Source organism: Rhodoferax ferrireducens (assembly GCF_031458075.1).
In the GTDB taxonomy this organism is placed as follows: Bacteria; Pseudomonadota; Gammaproteobacteria; order Burkholderiales; family Burkholderiaceae_C; genus Rhodoferax_B; species Rhodoferax_B ferrireducens_A.
The window spans coordinates 399572-416941 of sequence record NZ_JAVDXT010000003.1; the positions used below are offsets into that span (position 1 = coordinate 399572).

Below are 17370 nucleotides of genomic sequence, written 5' to 3' on the forward strand. Positions count from 1 at the left end.
GTCGACACGGAAAATTCCTCCATCAACCGACCTGGAGAACCCGCATGAACGAAGCAATGACCGCCGTAGACCTGGCGCCGCAAGCGACCACCGAAAGCAGCTTGCACACACTGGAAACCCCTTGCCTGGTGCTCGACGCCGCACGCATGGAGCGCAACGTGGCACGTTTGCGCGGGCGTATGGCGGATCTTGGCGTGCAGCTGCGCCCGCACCTCAAGACCGCCAAGTCGGTCGAGGTGGCGCGCCGGGTCATGGACTCGCCGCACGGCCCGGCCACCGTGTCGACACTCAAGGAGGCAACACTGTTCGCAGCCGCCGGTGTTCGCGACATCGTCTATGCGGTCGGCATTGCGCCGGCCAAGCTGGCCCAGGTGCTGGCGCTGCGTGCCCAGGGAATCGACCTCGCCGTGGTACTCGACACGGTGGCGCAGGCCGAAGCGGTTGCAGCCGCCTCCCGCGAGGCCGGCGCCCCCATTCCCGCACTGATCGAGATCGATTGCGACGGCCACCGCTCCGGCGTGCTGCCGACCGATGCCTCCGCTTTGCTGGCCATCGGCAAGGCGCTGGAACAAGGCGCATCGCTGCGCGGCGTATTGACCCATGCCGGCGGTAGTTATGCCGCACGCGGCGCTGAGGCTTTGCAGCAATGTGCGGAGGACGAACGGCGCAGTGTCGTTGTGGCTGCCACCATCTTGCGCAATGCGGGCTGGCCCTGCCCAGTCGTGAGCATGGGTTCCACCCCGACCGCGCACAGCGCTTCGAACCTGACCGGTATCACCGAGGTGCGGGCAGGCGTATTCGTGTTCTTCGACCTCGTGATGGCGGGCATCGGCATCTGCCGCATCGACGACATCGCGCTGTCTGTCATGGCGACAGTAATCGGCCACCAGCGCGACAAGGGCTGGATACTGGTCGATGCCGGCTGGATGGCGCTGTCGCAGGACCGCGGCACCTCCAAACAAGCGGTGAACCAGGGCTATGGCGTGGTTTGCGACATCGCCGGCAAGCCTTATCCCGACCTGATCGTCTCCGATGCCAACCAGGAGCACGGCATCATCACCGTCCGACCTGGCTCCAGCAGCACGCTGCCCGATCTGGCCATCGGCGACCGCGTGCGAATTCTGCCCAACCATGCCTGTGCCACCGGAGCCCAGCACGGCCGCTACCACGTCGTGCGCGGTGACAGCAGCACGCTCGAAGCCGAATGGCCAAGATTCGGCGGCTGGTGATCGCGAATTCCTTTTTTGATCTTCATCCACTCTGACCCAACGTCCTAACCATGCCAGCACCTCTCACCGCTGTAGAAACCACGCCAGACCTGCCCACCCACGCCGATGTGGTCGTCATCGGTGGCGGCATCATCGGGTGCTTTACCGCCTATTACCTGAGCCAACGCGGACTGAAGGTCGCGCTGGTCGAGAAGGGGCGCATCGGTGCGGAACAGTCGAGCCGCAACTGGGGCTGGTGCCGCCAGCAGAACCGCGATGCCCGCGAGCTACCTATGGCCACCAAAAGCCTGGACCTGTGGGAACAGTTCAGCGCCGAATCCGGCGAAGACACGGGCTTCAAACGTTGTGGCCTGCTCTACCTCAGCAACAGCGAGGCGGAGCTGGCCGGCTGGGCGCGCTGGGGCGAGTTCGCCCGCACCGTTGGCGTGAAAACACACATGCTGACGGCCGAAGAGGCCGCCCAGCGCGGACGCGTGACCGGCAAGCCCTGGAAAGGCGGCGTCTTCTCGCCCACCGACGGTACGGCGGACCCATCGCGGGCAGCCCCGGCGGTGGCCCGGGCCATCATGCAGCTCGGCGGCAGCGTGCACCAGAACTGCGCAGCGCGCGGTATCGAGATGGAAGGTGGCCGGCTGTCTGGCGTTGTCACGGAGAAGGGCACGGTACGCACCAAGATCGCCGTGCTGGCGGGCGGCGCCTGGGCGTCCTCTTTCTGCCGCCAGTACGGCATCCGGTTCCCGCAGGCAGCCATCCGGCAGACGGTGCTGGCGGTCTCGCCAGGGGCCAGCGAACTGCCGCCCGCGCTCCACACCACCGCCGTGTCCATGACCCGGCGCAGCAATGGCGGCTACACCGTGGCCATCAGCGGTCGCGGGCGGGTGGATCCCACACCGCAATTGCTGCGCTTCTCCGCCCAGTTTCTGCCCATGTTCCAGCGCCGCTGGCGCAACCTGACACCGGGCGGACTGGAAGGCATGCGGTCGGGCCATGAAGGAATGTCTCGCTGGCGGCTGGACCAGCCGACACCGATGGAGCGCATGCGCACCCTCGATCCAGCGGTGGACAAGGCGGTCGTGCGCTTGACCTACCAACGCGCGTTGGACCTGGTTCCGGCGCTGAAGGACCGCGAAGTCACGGCCGCATGGGCCGGTTATGTAGACAGCACGCCGGATGGAGTCCCTGGCATCGGCGAGATAGCCAGCGTTCCCGGCCTGGTTCTGGCGGCCGGCTTCAGCGGACACGGCTTCGGCATTGGTCCCGGCGCCGGTCATCTGATCGCCGACATCGTCAGCGGCGCTACACCTCTTGTGGATGCACGCCCCTACCACCCAGACCGCTTCCAGTCGTCGGCCTGGGGCAAGGTGGCGGAGTTCTAAAAATATGCCATCTGAGCCTATCCGCGACTTGTCATCGGGTGTGGACAAGCTGGCGCCCCGCTTGATCCCGCTACGCGCCGATCATCTTCCTCTTGCGGTGGACCTGTCGCCGGAAACGCGGGTGCTGAGGCGCTAACGTGACGCCGCAGGATCTGCTGCCAAAACGTAAACAACCGCAGGCTGCGTCATGCCAACGCCCCAATCCAGCACCACACGATTTCGCTCCCCACCTAAGCTAAAGGCATTGAAACGCACCATCGTTGCGCCCCAACGAACACCGCCATGAATCTACTGTCCGACCTGCCAGACCTGGCCTCCCTGAGTGCCATGGACCGCGCCCATCTGATCCACCCCGTATCACCGTGGCGCCAGCACGAACAGCGCGGCCCGACCGTGCTGCAATCTGGCAGCGGCGCCTGGCTCACCGACAGCCAGGGCCACCGCTTGCTCGACAGTTTTGCGGGCCTGTGGTGCGTGAACGTGGGCTATGGCCAGGAGAGCGTGGTGCAGGCCGCGGCCGAGCAGATGCGCCAGCTGCCTTACGCCACCGGCTACTTCCATTTCAGCAGCGAGCCGGCGATCCGCCTGGCCGAAAAACTGGTGCAGATCACGCCGGCCTCGCTGACCCGTGTGTACCTGACGCTCGGCGGCTCCGAGGCCGTGGATGCGGCCGTGCGCTTCATCGTCCAGTACTACAACGCGATCGGCAAACCGGCAAAAAAACACTTCATTGCGCTGGAGCGCGGCTACCACGGCTCGTCTTCCACCGGCGCCGGTCTGACCGCCTTGCCCGTGTTCCACCGCGGCTTCGACCTGCCGCTGCCGACCCAGCACTACATTCCCTCGCCCAACCCCTACCGCCATGCCGCAGGCGCCGACCCCCAGGCGCTGATCGCAGCGTCGGTGGCATCCTTGCGCGCCAAGGTGGCCCAACTCGGAGCCGACACGGTGGCCGCATTCTTCTGCGAACCGATCCAGGGCTCGGGCGGCGTGATCGTGCCGCCCAAGGGCTGGCTCAAGGCCATGCGCGACGCAGCGCGCGAGCTCGACATCCTGTTCGTCGTGGACGAAGTCATCACCGGCTTCGGCCGTACCGGCCCGATGTTCGCTTGCGAAGCCGAAGGCGTAGAGCCCGATCTGATGACCATGGCCAAGGGCCTGACTTCCGGCTACGTGCCCATGGGCGCGACCATGGTGAGCGAGAAGATCTACGCCGGCATCGCCGACGGCGCGCCCGCTGGCGCCGCCATCGGCCATGGCGCCACCTACTCGGCCCATCCCGTCGGTGCCGCAGTGGCATTGGAAGTGCTGCGGCTCTACGAAGAAGGCGGTGTGCTGGCCAATGGCCAACGCGGTGCAGCCCACTTCGCGACCGGCTTGGATGCACTGCGCAGCCACCCCTTGGTAGGCGATGCGCGCCACCGCGGCCTGCTGGGCGCGCTGGAGCTGGTCAGCAATAAAACCACCAAAGCCGGCTTCGACCCGGCGCTGGGCCTGCCCGACCGCATCTTCAATGCCGGCTACCAGAACGGCCTGATCTTCCGCTCCTTCGGCGACCACATCCTGGGCTTTGCGCCCGCGCTGATCTTCAGCGAAGACGAATACGCGCAGATGTTCACGCGGCTGAAGAAGACCCTCGACGATGTGCTGGCCGCACCCGACGTGCGGGCGGCGCTGGCAGGCTGAGCACGCTGCCGTGCCCGTAGCAGAATCGGAGCTTTCCACCCCCAGGACCTCGCCATGAACGAAGCCTTCAAGATAGACCGGCTGGACCTGCGCATCCTGGCCCAGCTGCAAAAAAATGGCCGCATGACCAATGTGGACCTGGCCGATGCAGTCGGCCTGTCGCCCAGCCCCTGCCTGATCCGCGTGAAACGGCTGGAGCAGTCCGGCTACATCGCCGGCTACGGCGCCCACCTGCGGTTGGAGAAACTCGGCGACACACTGACCGTGTTCACCGAGGTCACGCTGTCCGACCACCGCCGCGAAGATTTCACCCGCTTCGAAGCCGCGATCCGCGAGGTCGATGAGGTGCTCGAATGCCATCTGGTCAGCGGCGGCTACGACTACCTGCTGCGCTTTCTGACGCGCGGCGTGAACCACTACCAGGAAGTGGTGGAGGAACTGCTGGAACGCAATATCGGCATTGCCAAGTACTTCAGCTACATCGTCATCAAGTCGCCATTCATCAAGGCGCACTGCCCCGTCGAAAAACTGTTTCCCCACCAGCGCTGAAGCGCGCATCTGACCGCATGCCAGACTCATCGTCCCACCGCCGTTCGCCCGCCCGCTTTGTCCGGCTTGCAGAGACCAACCGCCCCGCTCTGTCGATGCTGATCGACGGCGAACCCGCCACGGCCCTGGTCGGCGACACGCTGCTGGTGGCCCTGCTCAGCCACGGCCGCCGGGTGCGGGATAGCGAATTCGGCGACGGCCCGCGCGCTGGCTTCTGCTTGATGGGCGCCTGCCAGGACTGCTGGGTCTGGACGCCGCAAGGCCAGCGCCTGCGCGCCTGCAGCACGCCGGCCGAGCCCGGCATGGCCGTGCTGACCCAGCCGCCGCTGCAGCATTGGCCAGTCACCCCCGACCTGCAGCAATCTCTGCAGCAGCAGGCGGCAAAGGGGCCTCTGTGAGCACCGCACCCCGTATCGTGGTGGTCGGTACCGGCCCAGCCGGTGTACGCGCTGCCCAGGCCCTGGTCCAGGCCGGCCTGCGGCCCACCGTGGTCGACGAAGGCCGGCGCGACGGCGGCCAGATCTACCGCCGCCAGCCCGAGGGCTTCAAGCGCTCCTACGCCAAGCTCTACGGCACCGAAGCCGGCAAGGCCCAGGCCCTGCACCAGGACTTCGACGCGCTGCGCCCCCACATCGATTACCGCAGCGACACCCTGGCCTGGAACGTGACCGAAAAAGCCCTGCATCTGGTCCATGCCGGCCAGGCCGAGACGCTGGGCTTCGATGCCTTGCTGGTCTGCGCCGGTGCCACCGACCGGCTGATGCCGGTGCCTGGCTGGCACCGCGCCGGCTGCTATAGCCTGGGCGCGTCGCAGATAGCCTTGAAAGCCCAGGCCTGCGCCATCGGCCAGCGCGTGGTCTTCATGGGCAGCGGCCCGCTGCTGTACCTGGTGGCCTCGCAATACCAGCAGGCCGGCGCCCAGGTGGCGGCCGTGCTGGATACCGCGCCCGCAGCCAAGTCCTGGGGCGCCATCGCCGGCCTGCTGGCGCGGCCCACGCTGGCGCTGCGCGGGCTCGGCCTGATCCGCGGGCTGCGCCGTGCTGGCGTGCCGGTGTTGCAAGGCGTGACGCCGCTGCTGATCGAAGGCGACAAACACCTGGGTGTGCAGGCGGTGCAGGTGCGTGACGCGCAAGGCCGCACGCAGCGTTTCGAATGCGACGCGGTCGGCCTGGGCTGGCACCTGCGTGCCGAAACCCAGCTGGCCGACCTGGCCCGCTGCGAATTCGCCTTCGAACCCGTGAGCCGCCAATGGCTGCCGCGCATCGATACCGATGGCCGCAGCAGCACGCCAGCGGTTTACCTCGCAGGCGATGGCGTGCGCATACTCGGAGCCGACGGCGCCGAAGCCGCCGGCCGCCTGGCCGCGCTGGCCGCGCTGGCCGACCTCGGGCATGCGCAGGGCCAAGCCCTCTATCAGAACGAATCGGCCACGCTGCGCCGCACCATGGCGCAGATGGACCGTTTCCGTGTGGGCCTGGCCCGCGCCTTCCCCTGGCCGCACGCGCAGGCCACAACCCTGCCCGACGACGCCGTGGTCTGCCGCTGCGAAGCCGTCACCGTGGGCGAACTGCGCCGCTGCGTGAACGAACTCGGCAGCCAGGAAGTCAACCGCGCCAAAGCCTTCAGCCGCGTCGGCATGGGCCGCTGCCAGGGGCGTTTCTGCGGACACGCCGCGGCCGAGATCGTGGCCCAGGCCTGCGCAATACCGGTAGAACAGGTAGGACGGCTGCGTTCGCAGGCGCCGGTCAAACCGCTGATGATGGACACGCTGGAGGCGGCGGAATGAGCGCAACCACATTCGACACCGACGTGCTGGTGCTGGGCGGCGGCCTGATGGGCACCAGCACCGCGTTCTTCCTGCGCCAGCACGGCAAGTCGGTCACGCTGCTCGAGCGCGAACTCGTGGGCCGGCAGGCCAGTGGCACCAACTTCGGCAACGTGCGCCGGCAGGGCCGCGAACTGCACCAGATGCCGCTGGCCAACCGCGCGCGCGCCGTCTGGGGCCGGATCAAGGAGCTGCTCGGCGAAGACGTGGAATTCGTGCCCTACGGCCATCTGCGCGTCTGCTACACCGAGAAGCAGGCCGCGGTGATCGAGAAGCACGCGCGCGACGTGAAACCGCTGGGCCTGGACCTGGAGCTGTTCAGCGCCGAGCAGTTAAAGAAGCGCTGGGGCATCTTCGCGCCCAGCGTGGTGGCCGGCTCGTATTCACCGCAGGACGGCCACGCCAATCCCCGCCTGGCCGGCCCCGCCTTTGCGCGCGCGGCACAACGGGCTGGCGCCCACATCGTCGAGCATGCCGAGGTGGTGCAGGTCGAACGCGACGGCAATGGCTTCGTCGCCCACACGGCCGATGGCCGGCGCTTTCGCGCACCGCAGATGCTGGTGGCCTGCGGCGCCTGGTCGAACCGCATGGCCGAACAGTTCGGCGAGCGCGTGCCGATGGAGGCCCGCGGCCCGCAGATGGGCGTGACCGAGCCGCTGCCCTATGCGATCGGTCCGTCCATTGGCCTGTCGTCGCCCATAGAAACCGAAGGCCTGTACTTCCGCCAGATCGCGCGCGGCAACATCGTCTTTGGCGGCGGGCTCAAGGGGCCAGCCCATGCCGACCTGGTCCGCGCCTATGTGAAACCGGACAACGTGCTGCGCCAGTTGCGCGAACTGCGCCGCTTCGTGCCCGCCTTTGCGCAGGTGCAGTTGATCCGCGTGTGGAGCGGCATCGAAGGCTACACCAGCGACTGGCAACCCGTGATGGGGCCTAGCGCCAAGGTGCCCGGCCTGCACTACGCCTTCGGCTTCAATGGCGAGGGCTTCGCCATCAGCCCCGGCGTGGGCGAGACCATGGCCGAACTGATGGCCACGGGCAATACGTCGATTCCGCTGGCGCCGTATTGGATTGGGCGGTTCGCAGCCCAGCAGGATGCGCAAAAGGCCGCATGACCTAATGGCGCGGCTGCCGCCGGGGTGAAACCTCGGTCGAGTCGGCAGCTTGAGGCCCGCTTGACTGCCATGTGCCTTGTTGCACAATTGCTACAAAATATATAGCTACTTGCGCTTATTGAATAAGCGCAAGAGCCTTATTTGATTCAAAACCCGTTGCCGGGAAATTTGCTAGATGGCAGCCGCTGTGTGGACTTCGTCGACCACCTGTGCCAGTGCCGCGACGAAATCGTCGAGCTCGCTTTTCCGCATGTACAGGCCCGGTGAAACGCGCAGTCCCTGCAGGTGCCGGATCTGGCGGTACTTAACATGCACATGGTGCCGCTCCCTCAACTCCCGCTCAATGTTCTTCGAGTCCACGCCATCGACCGAGAACAGCACCACGCCGGCCAGGTGCTCGGTATCGATGGGGGTGTGCAGTCTGAATCCCGGAATCGAACGTGCGCGATGCACCCAATGGCGGCTCAGCTCGCGCAAGCGGGCATGGATGGCCGCGGTGCCTATCTCCTGGTGGAAGCGGATCGCCGGTGCAATGCCGGCCTGCAGCGCAGAGTTGTAGGTACCCAGATTCCAGTGATCGAACTTGTCGATGCGCAGCGGCGGCGGGTCGAAGGGGGCGAGCAGTGGCCAGCTGGAATCAATGCGGTCTTCCTTGACGATCAGCATGCCATTGCCTACCGGTGCCCCCAGCCATTTGTGCAGACTGGTCGCCAAATAATCGCAATCCAGGTCGCGGAAGCTGATTTCCATTTGCGCAAAGCTTTGCGCGGCATCCACGATGGTGGCGATACCCTGCATGCGCGCCAGTTGGCACAAACGCTTGGCCGGAAGCACACGCCCGGTCCAATGGAACATGTGTGTCAGCTGCATGACCCGGGTGCGCTCGGTGAGCCTAGCCTGGTAGGCCGTGGCGATCGCATCGTCGCCGTCCATCAGGTCGAAGTCGACTTCCACGACTTCGATACCCTCCCGCTGCGCGCGCTGCAGCCATGCCGCGCGCACGCTTGGGTAGTCCCAGGCAGAGACAAGCACCTGGTCCCCTGCAGCCAGCGGGATGCCGAAGATGGCCGTACAGAGTCCCTCCGTTGAGTTGCGGTTCAGCGCAATCTCACTGGGGCTGCAGTCGGCGAGCCGAGCAAGCTGCTGTTTGACTTCGGGCAGAGCGGCATCCAACTTGCTCCACATATTGACGTCTGGGTTGCGGCTGATCAGCCGGTATGCGTCCACTACGGTCTGCTCGACCACCAGCGGAGGCGGGCTGACCGCTGCATTGTTCAGGTTCAGCAAGGGTTGCTGCACCGGATAAGCAGCGCGGACACGTTCCCAGCGTTCTTCTGGGTTTGTTTCATGGGTAGACATCGATTCCTGCTCCAAATTAAGCCGCATCCGGCCATTGCAATAAAAATATTCCACTGCGTTTCGGCACCTGACCTGCGCTGCGGGTGTGCGCCGCGAAGAAGCTGGCGCCAGCGGCGATATATGTCACTTCGGCCCTGGTATTGCTACCGCAAGTGCACGCTCCGCCACCTCGCAGAACCAGCGCACGCCCAGGGGCAGCGCGTCGTCGTTGAAGTCGTAGCAAGGATGGTGCAGCGCACGTTCGCCGTCGGGTCCGGGGTCGGCACGGCCCTGGCCCAGCCACAGGTAGGCGCCGGGGCTGCGCTGCAGCATGAAGGCGAAGTCTTCCGAGGTAAAGGCCGCACGCGGCGCCACGGCCGCCTGCAGGCCTATCGCCTGGGCCGCGTCGAGCGCCAGCATGGCTTCGGCCGCAGTGTTGATGGTCGCGGGGTAGTAGCGCAGGTAGTTCAGCTCGGCCTGCACGCCATTGGCCAGGGCCACGCCCTCTACGCAGGCGCGCAGCGCGGCTTCGATGCGGTCTTGCGTGGCGGGGTCGAAGCTGCGCACCGTGCCGGTGATGCTCACCTCGGCCGGCAGCACGTTGTGGCTGTGGCCGCCCTCGATGCGCGTGACCGACAGCACGGCCGATTCACCGGGGTCGATGCGGCGCGAAACGATGGTGTTGAGCTGGGTGACCAGCAGGCTCGCCGCGAGGATGGCGTCCGGCGTGTGCTGCGGCTGGGCCGCATGGCCGCCGCGGCCGCGTAGCACGATGTCGAAGCGGTCTGCCGCCGCCATGATGGGCCCGGGCCGGGTCTGCGCCTGGCCCAGCGGCAGGTCGGGCCAGTTGTGCAGCGCGTAGACGCTGTCGCAGGGGAAACGTTCGAACAGGCCGTCGTTGACCATGGCCCGCGCGCCGCCCTTGCCTTCTTCAGCCGGCTGGAAGATGAAATGCACAGTGCCGTTCAAGCCCCGCGTACGGGCGGTACGGACCAATTGCCGCGCCGCGCCGATCAGCATGCTGGTGTGGCCGTCGTGGCCGCAGCCGTGGTGCACGCCCGGCGTGCGGCTGGCGTAGGCGGTGCGGCCCAGCTCGGCCATCGGCAGCGCATCCATATCGGCGCGCAGGCCCACGCTGCGCCCGCCCTCACCGCAGCGCAGCGTGCCAACCACGCCGGTGCCGCCCAGGCCTTCATGCACCTCCAGGCCCAGCAGGCGCAGGCTGTGTGCCACGATGCCGGCGGTGCGGCGTTCGGCAAAAGCCAGCTCGGGATGGGCATGCAGGTCGTGCCGCAATGCCACCAGTTCGGCCAGCAGGTCGGCCACCGGTGCCGCGATGTCGTTCAGCACCATAGGCACCGCGCGGAGGTAGGGGCATTGAAAGCCTTGAGACGCATGGGAACTCCTGGGAATGGAAGGAATAGATCACGTCCAAGCTTACGAAGATCCCACCGCCGATATGGCCGATTCACGGCCCGTACCCGACAGCAAATTGCGTTTTCGGCGCAACGCACGCAGATTCTTCGGTGGGCTTCTTGCGTTGCCCCAAATCGGCAATGGGCGACCTCTTTTTGGGCTGTAGCGCCTATTCTTTTTGCACTGACAGCTATCAAAACTATAGTAGTTTCAAAAATGCGGTTTTTACTTTGCATTGAAATTCCTACATTGGAAATTTGATCTTCAAGGAGAATTTTTCAACTTTCTTGAATATCCGCTACTGAAGATTCAGATTTCAAAAAAACTGAATTTAAAATCGCATCCCCATGATTGACCGCGCCGACCTCCAAAACCGCCTGCACCAGCTGCTCAAATCCTTCCGTGCGGTAGAGCTGGTAGGGCCCCGGCAGGTGGGCAAAACCACCTTGGCGCGGGACTTCGTTTCGACCGAATCGCCGAACTACTTCGACCTGGAAAATGCGGCTTCGCGCCGCCGCCTGGCCGAACCCATGGCCGCGCTGGCCGATCTGGACGGCCTGGTGGTGATCGACGAGGTACAGCACATGCCCGAGCTCTGCGAGGTGCTGCGCGTGCTGATAGACCGGCCCAGCCATATCCACCGCAAAGGCCAGTACCTGCTGCTGGGCAGCGCCAGCCCCAGCGTCATGCACAAGACCGAATCGCTGCTGGGCCGCGCGGTCACGCTGGAAGTCACCGGCTTCAACCTCAACGAGGTAGGCGCCGACAGCGATGCCGCCAACCGGCTCTGGCTGCGCGGTGGTTTTCCCGATGCATTTCTGGAAGCATCCGACAGCGTGAGCGCCACCTGGCGCGATGCCGCCATGCAGCGCTTTCTGTACAGCGACCTGCCGCAGCTGGGCATGAACGTGCCCGCGCCGCAGATGCTGCGCTTCTGGCAGATGCTGGCCCATACCCATGGCCAAATCTGGAACTCGGCACCGCTGGCGCGCTCGCTGGGCATCAGCGAAACCACGGTGCGCCGCTACCTGGACCACCTGACGCAGACCTTCATGGTGCGTCAACTCGCGCCCTGGTACGAGGACTTGGGCAAGCGCCAGGTCAAAGCCCCCAAGCTGTACCTGCGCGACTCCGGCCTGCTGCATGCGCTGATGGGCGTGCACAGCCTGCCGCAGCTGCTGGCGCACCCCGTGTGCGGTGCCAGCTGGGAAGGCTTTGCGCTGGAACAGGTGCTGCGCATCGCCCGGCCCGACAGCGCCTGGTACTGGGCCACCCACGCGGGTGCCCGGCTGGATCTGCTGATGCTCAAGGGTGCGCAGCGCATAGGCGTGGAATTCCAGCGCGCCGATGCGCCCAAAGTCACGCAGTCGATGCGCATCGCCCAGCGCGACCTGAAGCTGGATGCGCTCTACGTGGTCTATCCCGGCCAGCACCGCTACCGCATGGCCGACGGCGTGGAAGCCGTGCCGCTGTGGGCGGTATTGCCAGGGCCGGCCGCATGACCCGATTAGCCGTCATCGACTTCGAAACCACCGGCATCTCGCCAGGCCAGGGCGACCGCGCCACGGAGGTCGCCATCGTGCTGCTGGAGCAGGGCAGGGTGGTGGACCGCTACCAGAGCCTGATGAACGCCGGCGTGCGCATCCCCAGCTTCATCACCCAGCTGACCGGCATCACGAATGCCATGCTGACCGACGCACCCAGCGCGGCCCAGGCCATGGCCGAAGCCAGCCGCTTTGTTGGCGACACGCCGCTGGTGGCACACAACGCCGCCTTCGACCGCAAGTTCTGGCAGGCCGAGCTGGCGCGCATCGATCTACCCGCCACCCAGCCCTTCGTCTGCACCCTGCTGTTGTCACGCCGCCTGTACCCGCAGGCGCCCAACCACAAGCTGGGCTCGCTGGTCGATTACCACCGCCTGCCACGTACGGGCCAGGCGCACCGGGCGCTGGCGGATGCCGAAATGGCCGCCCACCTGCTGGGCCAGATCCAGCACGACCTGCGCCAGCGCTGGGGCGTGGCGACACCGCACAGCGCGCTGCTGATGGATTTACAGCGCTGCAGCAAGGCCGCGGTTGACAAGCTGCTGGCCCAACACCGCTCCCTTGCAGCCTGAATTTTCAAGCCAAATAGGCATCTAGCGCATATTCCATCGGCGCAAGCAGCTACGAAAAGCATAGTATTTTCTAACTCGATAACCCTGCAATGTCCCTGGGAGGCTGCAGGGTTATTCTGTTTTAGACTTACTTTCGATTTAATTTAGATATATCGTAATGGCATCTAAATGATATCGAGAACACTATGCGACATTTTGAAGAAGGACTGGACCGCGGCGGCCGCGGCGGGGGTCGCCACGGCGGCGGCGGCGGACGGGTGTTTGGCCATGGCGGCCTGCGCCTGGTGCTGCTGCAGCTGATTGCCGACAAGCCGCGCCACGGCTACGAGCTGATCAAAGAAATCGGCGACCGCCTGGGCGGCAGCTACAGCCCCAGCCCGGGCGTGATCTACCCCACGCTGACCCTGCTGGAAGAGCTGGGCTACACCACCATGGATGAGAGCGGCGGCGGCCGCAAGCTCTACACCATCACCGACGCCGGCCAGGCCTTTCTGGCCGACAACCGCGCCGCTGCCGACGCCATGCTGGCGCGCATGCAGGACGCTGGCGGCAGCGCCCCGGGCCGCCCACCGCAGGTGGTCCGCGCAATCGAGAATTTCAAAATGGCCGTGCGCATGCGGCTGGCCTCCCCCCTGAGCGATGAACAAGCCCATGCATTTGCCCAATTGCTGGACCAAACCACCCAAAGTATTGAACGGATCTGAGCTATGACGACGACCTCTGCCACCACCCCCGACCGCGCCATGCAGCGCGTACGCCACGAGCTGCGTTTTCGCGTGCTCGATGTCGTGCGCATCCAGAAGACCAGCGCCCATATGCTGCGCATCACACTGGGCGGGGCCGACCTGGAGGGCTTCCACAGCCCCGGCTTCGGCGACCACGTGAAACTGATTTTCCCCGACCTGGCCACCGGTGAACTGGTGCGCCCCAGCGAAGACGGCCCGCGCCCCACGATGCGCGACTACACGCCGCTGAACTACAACGCCCAGGCGCTGACCCTGGACATCGACTTCGCGCTGCACGACGCCGGCCCGGCCACCGCCTGGGCGCTGCAGGCCCAGGTAGGCCAGCGCATCGGCGTGGGTGGACCGCGCGGCTCGCTGCTGATCCCGGTCAACTTTGACGGCCACCTGCTGGTCGGCGACGACACCGCACTGCCGGCCATCAGCCGGCGCCTGCTGGAACTGCCCGCGGGCGCGCCGGTGGTGGTGCTGGCCGAGGTCGACGGTCCGGACGACGAGTTGCAATTCAAGACCGCCGCCGACCTGACCGTGGTCTGGGCCCACCGCCAAGGCCGTACGCACGGCAGCCAGCTGCTGGAAGCGCTGCGGACGCTGGAACTGCCGGCGGGTGACATCTTTGCCTGGGTGGCCTGCGAATCGACCGCCGCCAAGGCCGCGCGCAGCCTGCTGGTAGAGCGCGGCCAACCCACGCAGTGGATCAAGGCAGCTGGTTACTGGCGCCTGGGCAGCGCCGACAGCCACGAATCGATAGAGGGCTGAAACCGGCCTCGGTGGGGCCGAATGCGGGGCAGCATAAGCGGCCAAAAATGGGGGGAGAGCGCGGCAACTTTACTTTCGCTTACGATCCGATGCAGACTTTCGCCTGCACCACTGGATACCCCTTAGCAACGGCCCCCTCTGCGATGGGCGGCTGCAGCCACTTTCATGCCCACCAACGACGCCCGCACAGTCCCCCCTTTTGAACAGCTGACCCAGCTGGCGGCGCAGCTTTGCTGCTGCCCGCTGGCGGCCTTGACGCTGGTGGAAGACGGCCAGCACCGCCTTGCCGCGCAACTGGGCACAGACGCGTTGCACCTGGGCGCGCTGCAGGCGCTGGGCACGCAACTCGGCTCCTCGCCACAGGTCCAGATACTGGTACCGCCGGGCAACGGCACCATCCGCTTCTGCGCGGCGGTCCCTGTTTGTGACGCCGACCAGGGCTGCGTTGCCGTGCTGTGGGTAATGGACCTGCAGCCCCGCGCGCTGGACCCGGCCCAGACCGACGCACTGGCCAGCCTGGCCGCGCAGGTACAGCGCCTGCTGCAGTTGCAGGCTTCCGAGCAGCAGTACCGCCAGCTGTTTGAAAACAACCCCCAGCCGATGTGGGTGCGCGAGCAGCACACCCGGCGCATCCTGGCGGTCAACGCCGCCGCCATCGCGCATTACGGCTACACCCAGGACGAATTTCTGGCGCTGACCAGCTGCGCAGTGCAGCCCGACAGCCCCGATCCGCTGGCCGAGGCCGCCGCGCAAGACGACAACCTGCGCGCCCTGCCGCGCCGCCATCTGACCAAGGACGGCAGCGTCATCGATGTGGAAATGTCGACCAGCAGCATCCAGTTCAACGGCCAGACCGCGCGCCTGGTGATGGTCCACGATGTCACCCAGCGGCTACGCGCCGAGCGCGACTTGGCCCGGCTCAGCCGGGCCCAGCGCATGCTGAGCGCCTGCAACGAGGCGCTGATCCGCGCCAGCAGCGAACCGGCTTTGCTGGACGATATCTGCCGCATGACGGTAGAAATCGGCGGCTACCGCTTGGCCTGGGTCGGCTTTGCGCAGGACGATGCCGACCAGTCGATACTGCAAGTCGCATCTGCGGGCGCCATGCCAGCGATTGCCAAGGCCTGGCCACTCACCTGGTCGGCCGATTCGCCCTATGGCCAGGGTCCGGCCGGGCGGGCGGTGCGCTCTGGCGAGGCCGTCATCGTGCCCGACATCCGCACCGACCCGGCGTTCGAACGCTTTCTGGCGCTGAACCCGATCCAAGGCCAGCGCAGCGTCGCCTGTCTGCCGCTGCGCAATGCCAGCCGCTGCTTTGGCCTGTTTTACCTGGCGGCCAACGAAACTCTGGAGATCGGCTCCGACGAAGTTGTCTTGCTGCAGCAGCTGGCCAACGACATCGCTTTTGGCATAGACCATTTACGGGCCCAGGCCGCCCAGCGCGTGGCCGATGCCCACATCCACCACCAGGCCTCGCTGCTGGACAAGGCCCAGGACGCCATCGTGGTGCGCAGCATCGACCACCGGGTGCTGTTCTGGAACAAAAGTGCCGAACGCCTGTACGGCTGGAGCGCCGCTGAGGTGCTGGGCCGCTCCATGGTCGACGACGTGTACACCGACAACCCTGCGGCCTACGCCGCCGCCACCCAGGCCGTGCTGGCGCACGGTGAATGGCATGGCGAGATCACCCAGAACCGCCAAGACGGCAACAGCATGGTGGTCGAAGCCCGCTGGACCCTGGTGCGCGACGCCGACAACCAGCCGTATTCCATCATGGCGGTGAACACCGACATCACCCAACGCAAGGCCGCCGAACGCGAGGTGCAAAAGCTGGCTTTCTATGACCCCCTGACCCAGCTGCCAAACCGCCAGCTGCTGATGGACCGGTTGCAGCATGCGCTGGCCAGCAGCGCACGCAGCGGCCAGGGCGGGGCGTTGTTGTTCATCGACCTGGACAACTTCAAGACCTTGAACGACACCCTGGGCCACGACAAGGGCGATCTGCTACTGCAACAGGTGGCTCTACGCCTCAGCGCCTGCGTGCGCGGCGCCGACACCGTGGCCCGGCTGGGCGGCGACGAGTTCGTGGTGATGCTGGAAGACCTGGGCCCGAACCCGCAGGCCGCCGGCACCTGCGCCAAGAACATCGGCGAGAAAATCCTGGCCGCGCTGAGCGCGCCCTACCAGCTGGACGGCAAGGAGCACCTCAGCACCTCCAGCATCGGCATCGCGCCGTTCTGCCGGCAACCCGAGACGGTGAGCGAACTGCTCAAGCAGGCCGACATCGCCATGTACCAGGCCAAGGGCGCGGGGCGCAACACCCTGGGCTTCTTCGATCCGCAGCTGCAGGCCGAGGTCACCGCGCGCGCCGCCCTGGAGGCCGATCTGCGCCTGGCTGTGGCCCTGGGCGAGCTGTTCCTGCACTACCAGACCCAGCACAACGCGCAAGGCCGCATGACCGGCGTAGAGGCCTTGGTGCGTTGGCGCCATCCGCAGCGCGGCCTGGTGTCGCCCGCCGCCTTCATCCCGCTGGCCGAAGAAACCGGCCTGATCCTGGAACTGGGCCACCAGGTGCTGGTGCAGGCCTGCACCCTGCTGGCCAGCTGGAGGGCATCGGCGGAGACCCAGCACCTGACCATGGCGGTCAACGTCAGCTCGCGCCAGTTCAAGCACCCGGACTTCGTGCAGCAGGTGGTGGACACCCTGGCCCAGACCGGTGCCAGCCCGCTGCAGCTCAAGCTGGAGCTGACCGAAAGCCTGCTGGCCGACGACATCGAGCAGATCATCCGCAAGATGGAAGCCCTGCAAACCCATGGCGTGGGCTTCTCGCTGGACGACTTCGGCACCGGCTATTCCTCGCTGTCCTACCTCAAGCGCCTGCCGCTGGACCAGCTAAAGATCGACCAGTCGTTTGTGCGCGACGTGCTGACCGACCCGAACGACGCAGTCATCGCCCGCACCATCATCGGCCTGGGCCAGAGCCTGGGCCTGAATGTGATCGCCGAAGGCGTGGAAACCGCCCAACAGCGCGACTTCCTGGCCCGCCACGGCTGCCAGGCCTACCAGGGCTACCTGTTTGGCCGCCCCATGCCGGCCGAGCAGCTGGCGCCGTTCATGGACACCTTGGCTACCGTCTAGGAGCCTGACTGGCAGCAATGCCGGCTTTTCCGTGAGAACATGGAGGCTCGCTCCTACCCTCAGATCGCCCAGACGGAAGT

At 66.1% G+C, this 17370-nt stretch carries 14 protein-coding genes; 12 read left to right on the forward strand and 2 right to left on the reverse strand.

Going from position 1 to position 17370, the window contains the following annotated elements:
- Positions 1-44: 44 nt before the first annotated feature.
- The 7 genes from J2X19_RS17265 (at position 45) to J2X19_RS17295 (ending at position 7780) form a co-directional block, all read left to right on the forward strand.
- Positions 45-1229: a DSD1 family PLP-dependent enzyme gene (locus tag J2X19_RS17265; RefSeq protein WP_310375050.1), complete on the forward strand. Its 1185-nt coding sequence runs from the start codon at positions 45-47 to the stop codon at positions 1227-1229.
- A gap of 50 nt (positions 1230-1279) precedes the next feature.
- Positions 1280-2605, forward strand: a complete 1326-nt coding sequence (locus J2X19_RS17270) for an NAD(P)/FAD-dependent oxidoreductase (protein ID WP_310375051.1) — start codon at positions 1280-1282, stop codon at positions 2603-2605.
- Between the two features lie 282 nt (positions 2606-2887).
- Positions 2888-4291 carry an aspartate aminotransferase family protein gene (locus tag J2X19_RS17275; protein WP_310375052.1) on the forward strand — a complete coding sequence of 468 codons (1404 nt, stop codon included), beginning with the start codon at positions 2888-2890 and terminating at the stop codon, positions 4289-4291.
- Between the two features lie 54 nt (positions 4292-4345).
- Positions 4346-4840: an Lrp/AsnC family transcriptional regulator gene (locus tag J2X19_RS17280; protein WP_092757145.1), complete on the forward strand. Its 495-nt coding sequence runs from the start codon at positions 4346-4348 to the stop codon at positions 4838-4840.
- 17 nt (positions 4841-4857) lie between these two features.
- On the forward strand, positions 4858-5238 hold the full coding sequence (locus J2X19_RS17285) for a (2Fe-2S)-binding protein (protein ID WP_310375053.1): 381 nt from the start codon (positions 4858-4860) through the stop codon (positions 5236-5238).
- Positions 5235-6626 carry an FAD/NAD(P)-dependent oxidoreductase gene (locus tag J2X19_RS17290; RefSeq protein ID WP_310375054.1) on the forward strand — a complete coding sequence of 464 codons (1392 nt, stop codon included), beginning with the start codon at positions 5235-5237 and terminating at the stop codon, positions 6624-6626. The genes J2X19_RS17285 and J2X19_RS17290 overlap by 4 nt, the downstream gene beginning before the upstream one ends.
- Positions 6623-7780 carry an NAD(P)/FAD-dependent oxidoreductase gene (locus J2X19_RS17295; protein WP_310375055.1) on the forward strand — a complete coding sequence of 386 codons (1158 nt, stop codon included), beginning with the start codon at positions 6623-6625 and terminating at the stop codon, positions 7778-7780. The genes J2X19_RS17290 and J2X19_RS17295 overlap by 4 nt, the downstream gene beginning before the upstream one ends.
- A gap of 171 nt (positions 7781-7951) precedes the next feature.
- Here J2X19_RS17295 and J2X19_RS17300 read toward each other — a convergent pair whose 3' ends face one another.
- On the reverse strand, positions 7952-9139 hold the full coding sequence (locus tag J2X19_RS17300) for an aminotransferase class V-fold PLP-dependent enzyme (RefSeq protein WP_310375056.1): 1188 nt from the start codon (positions 9137-9139) through the stop codon (positions 7952-7954).
- A 123-nt stretch (positions 9140-9262) separates the two neighbouring features.
- Positions 9263-10471, reverse strand: coding sequence for a M20 aminoacylase family protein (locus tag J2X19_RS17305; protein WP_310375057.1), 1209 nt, complete (start codon positions 10469-10471; stop codon positions 9263-9265).
- A 410-nt stretch (positions 10472-10881) separates the two neighbouring features.
- On the opposite strand from J2X19_RS17305, the gene J2X19_RS17310 reads away from it, so the two are divergent.
- The 5 genes from J2X19_RS17310 (at position 10882) to J2X19_RS17330 (ending at position 17290) form a co-directional block, all read left to right on the forward strand.
- Entirely contained in the window at positions 10882-12036 is a 1155-nt protein-coding gene (locus tag J2X19_RS17310; RefSeq protein WP_310375058.1) for an ATP-binding protein, read from the forward strand.
- Positions 12033-12650: a 3'-5' exonuclease gene (locus J2X19_RS17315; RefSeq protein ID WP_310375059.1), complete on the forward strand. Its 618-nt coding sequence runs from the start codon at positions 12033-12035 to the stop codon at positions 12648-12650. The genes J2X19_RS17310 and J2X19_RS17315 overlap by 4 nt, the downstream gene beginning before the upstream one ends.
- Positions 12651-12835: 185 nt before the next feature.
- Entirely contained in the window at positions 12836-13354 is a 519-nt protein-coding gene (locus J2X19_RS17320; protein WP_310375060.1) for a PadR family transcriptional regulator, read from the forward strand.
- Positions 13355-13357: 3 nt separating this feature from the next.
- Positions 13358-14152 carry a siderophore-interacting protein gene (locus J2X19_RS17325; RefSeq protein ID WP_310375061.1) on the forward strand — a complete coding sequence of 265 codons (795 nt, stop codon included), beginning with the start codon at positions 13358-13360 and terminating at the stop codon, positions 14150-14152.
- A gap of 165 nt (positions 14153-14317) precedes the next feature.
- A complete protein-coding gene (locus J2X19_RS17330) occupies positions 14318-17290 on the forward strand; it encodes a sensor domain-containing protein (protein WP_310375062.1) in 2973 nt (990 codons plus the stop codon).
- Positions 17291-17370: the final 80 nt, after the last annotated feature.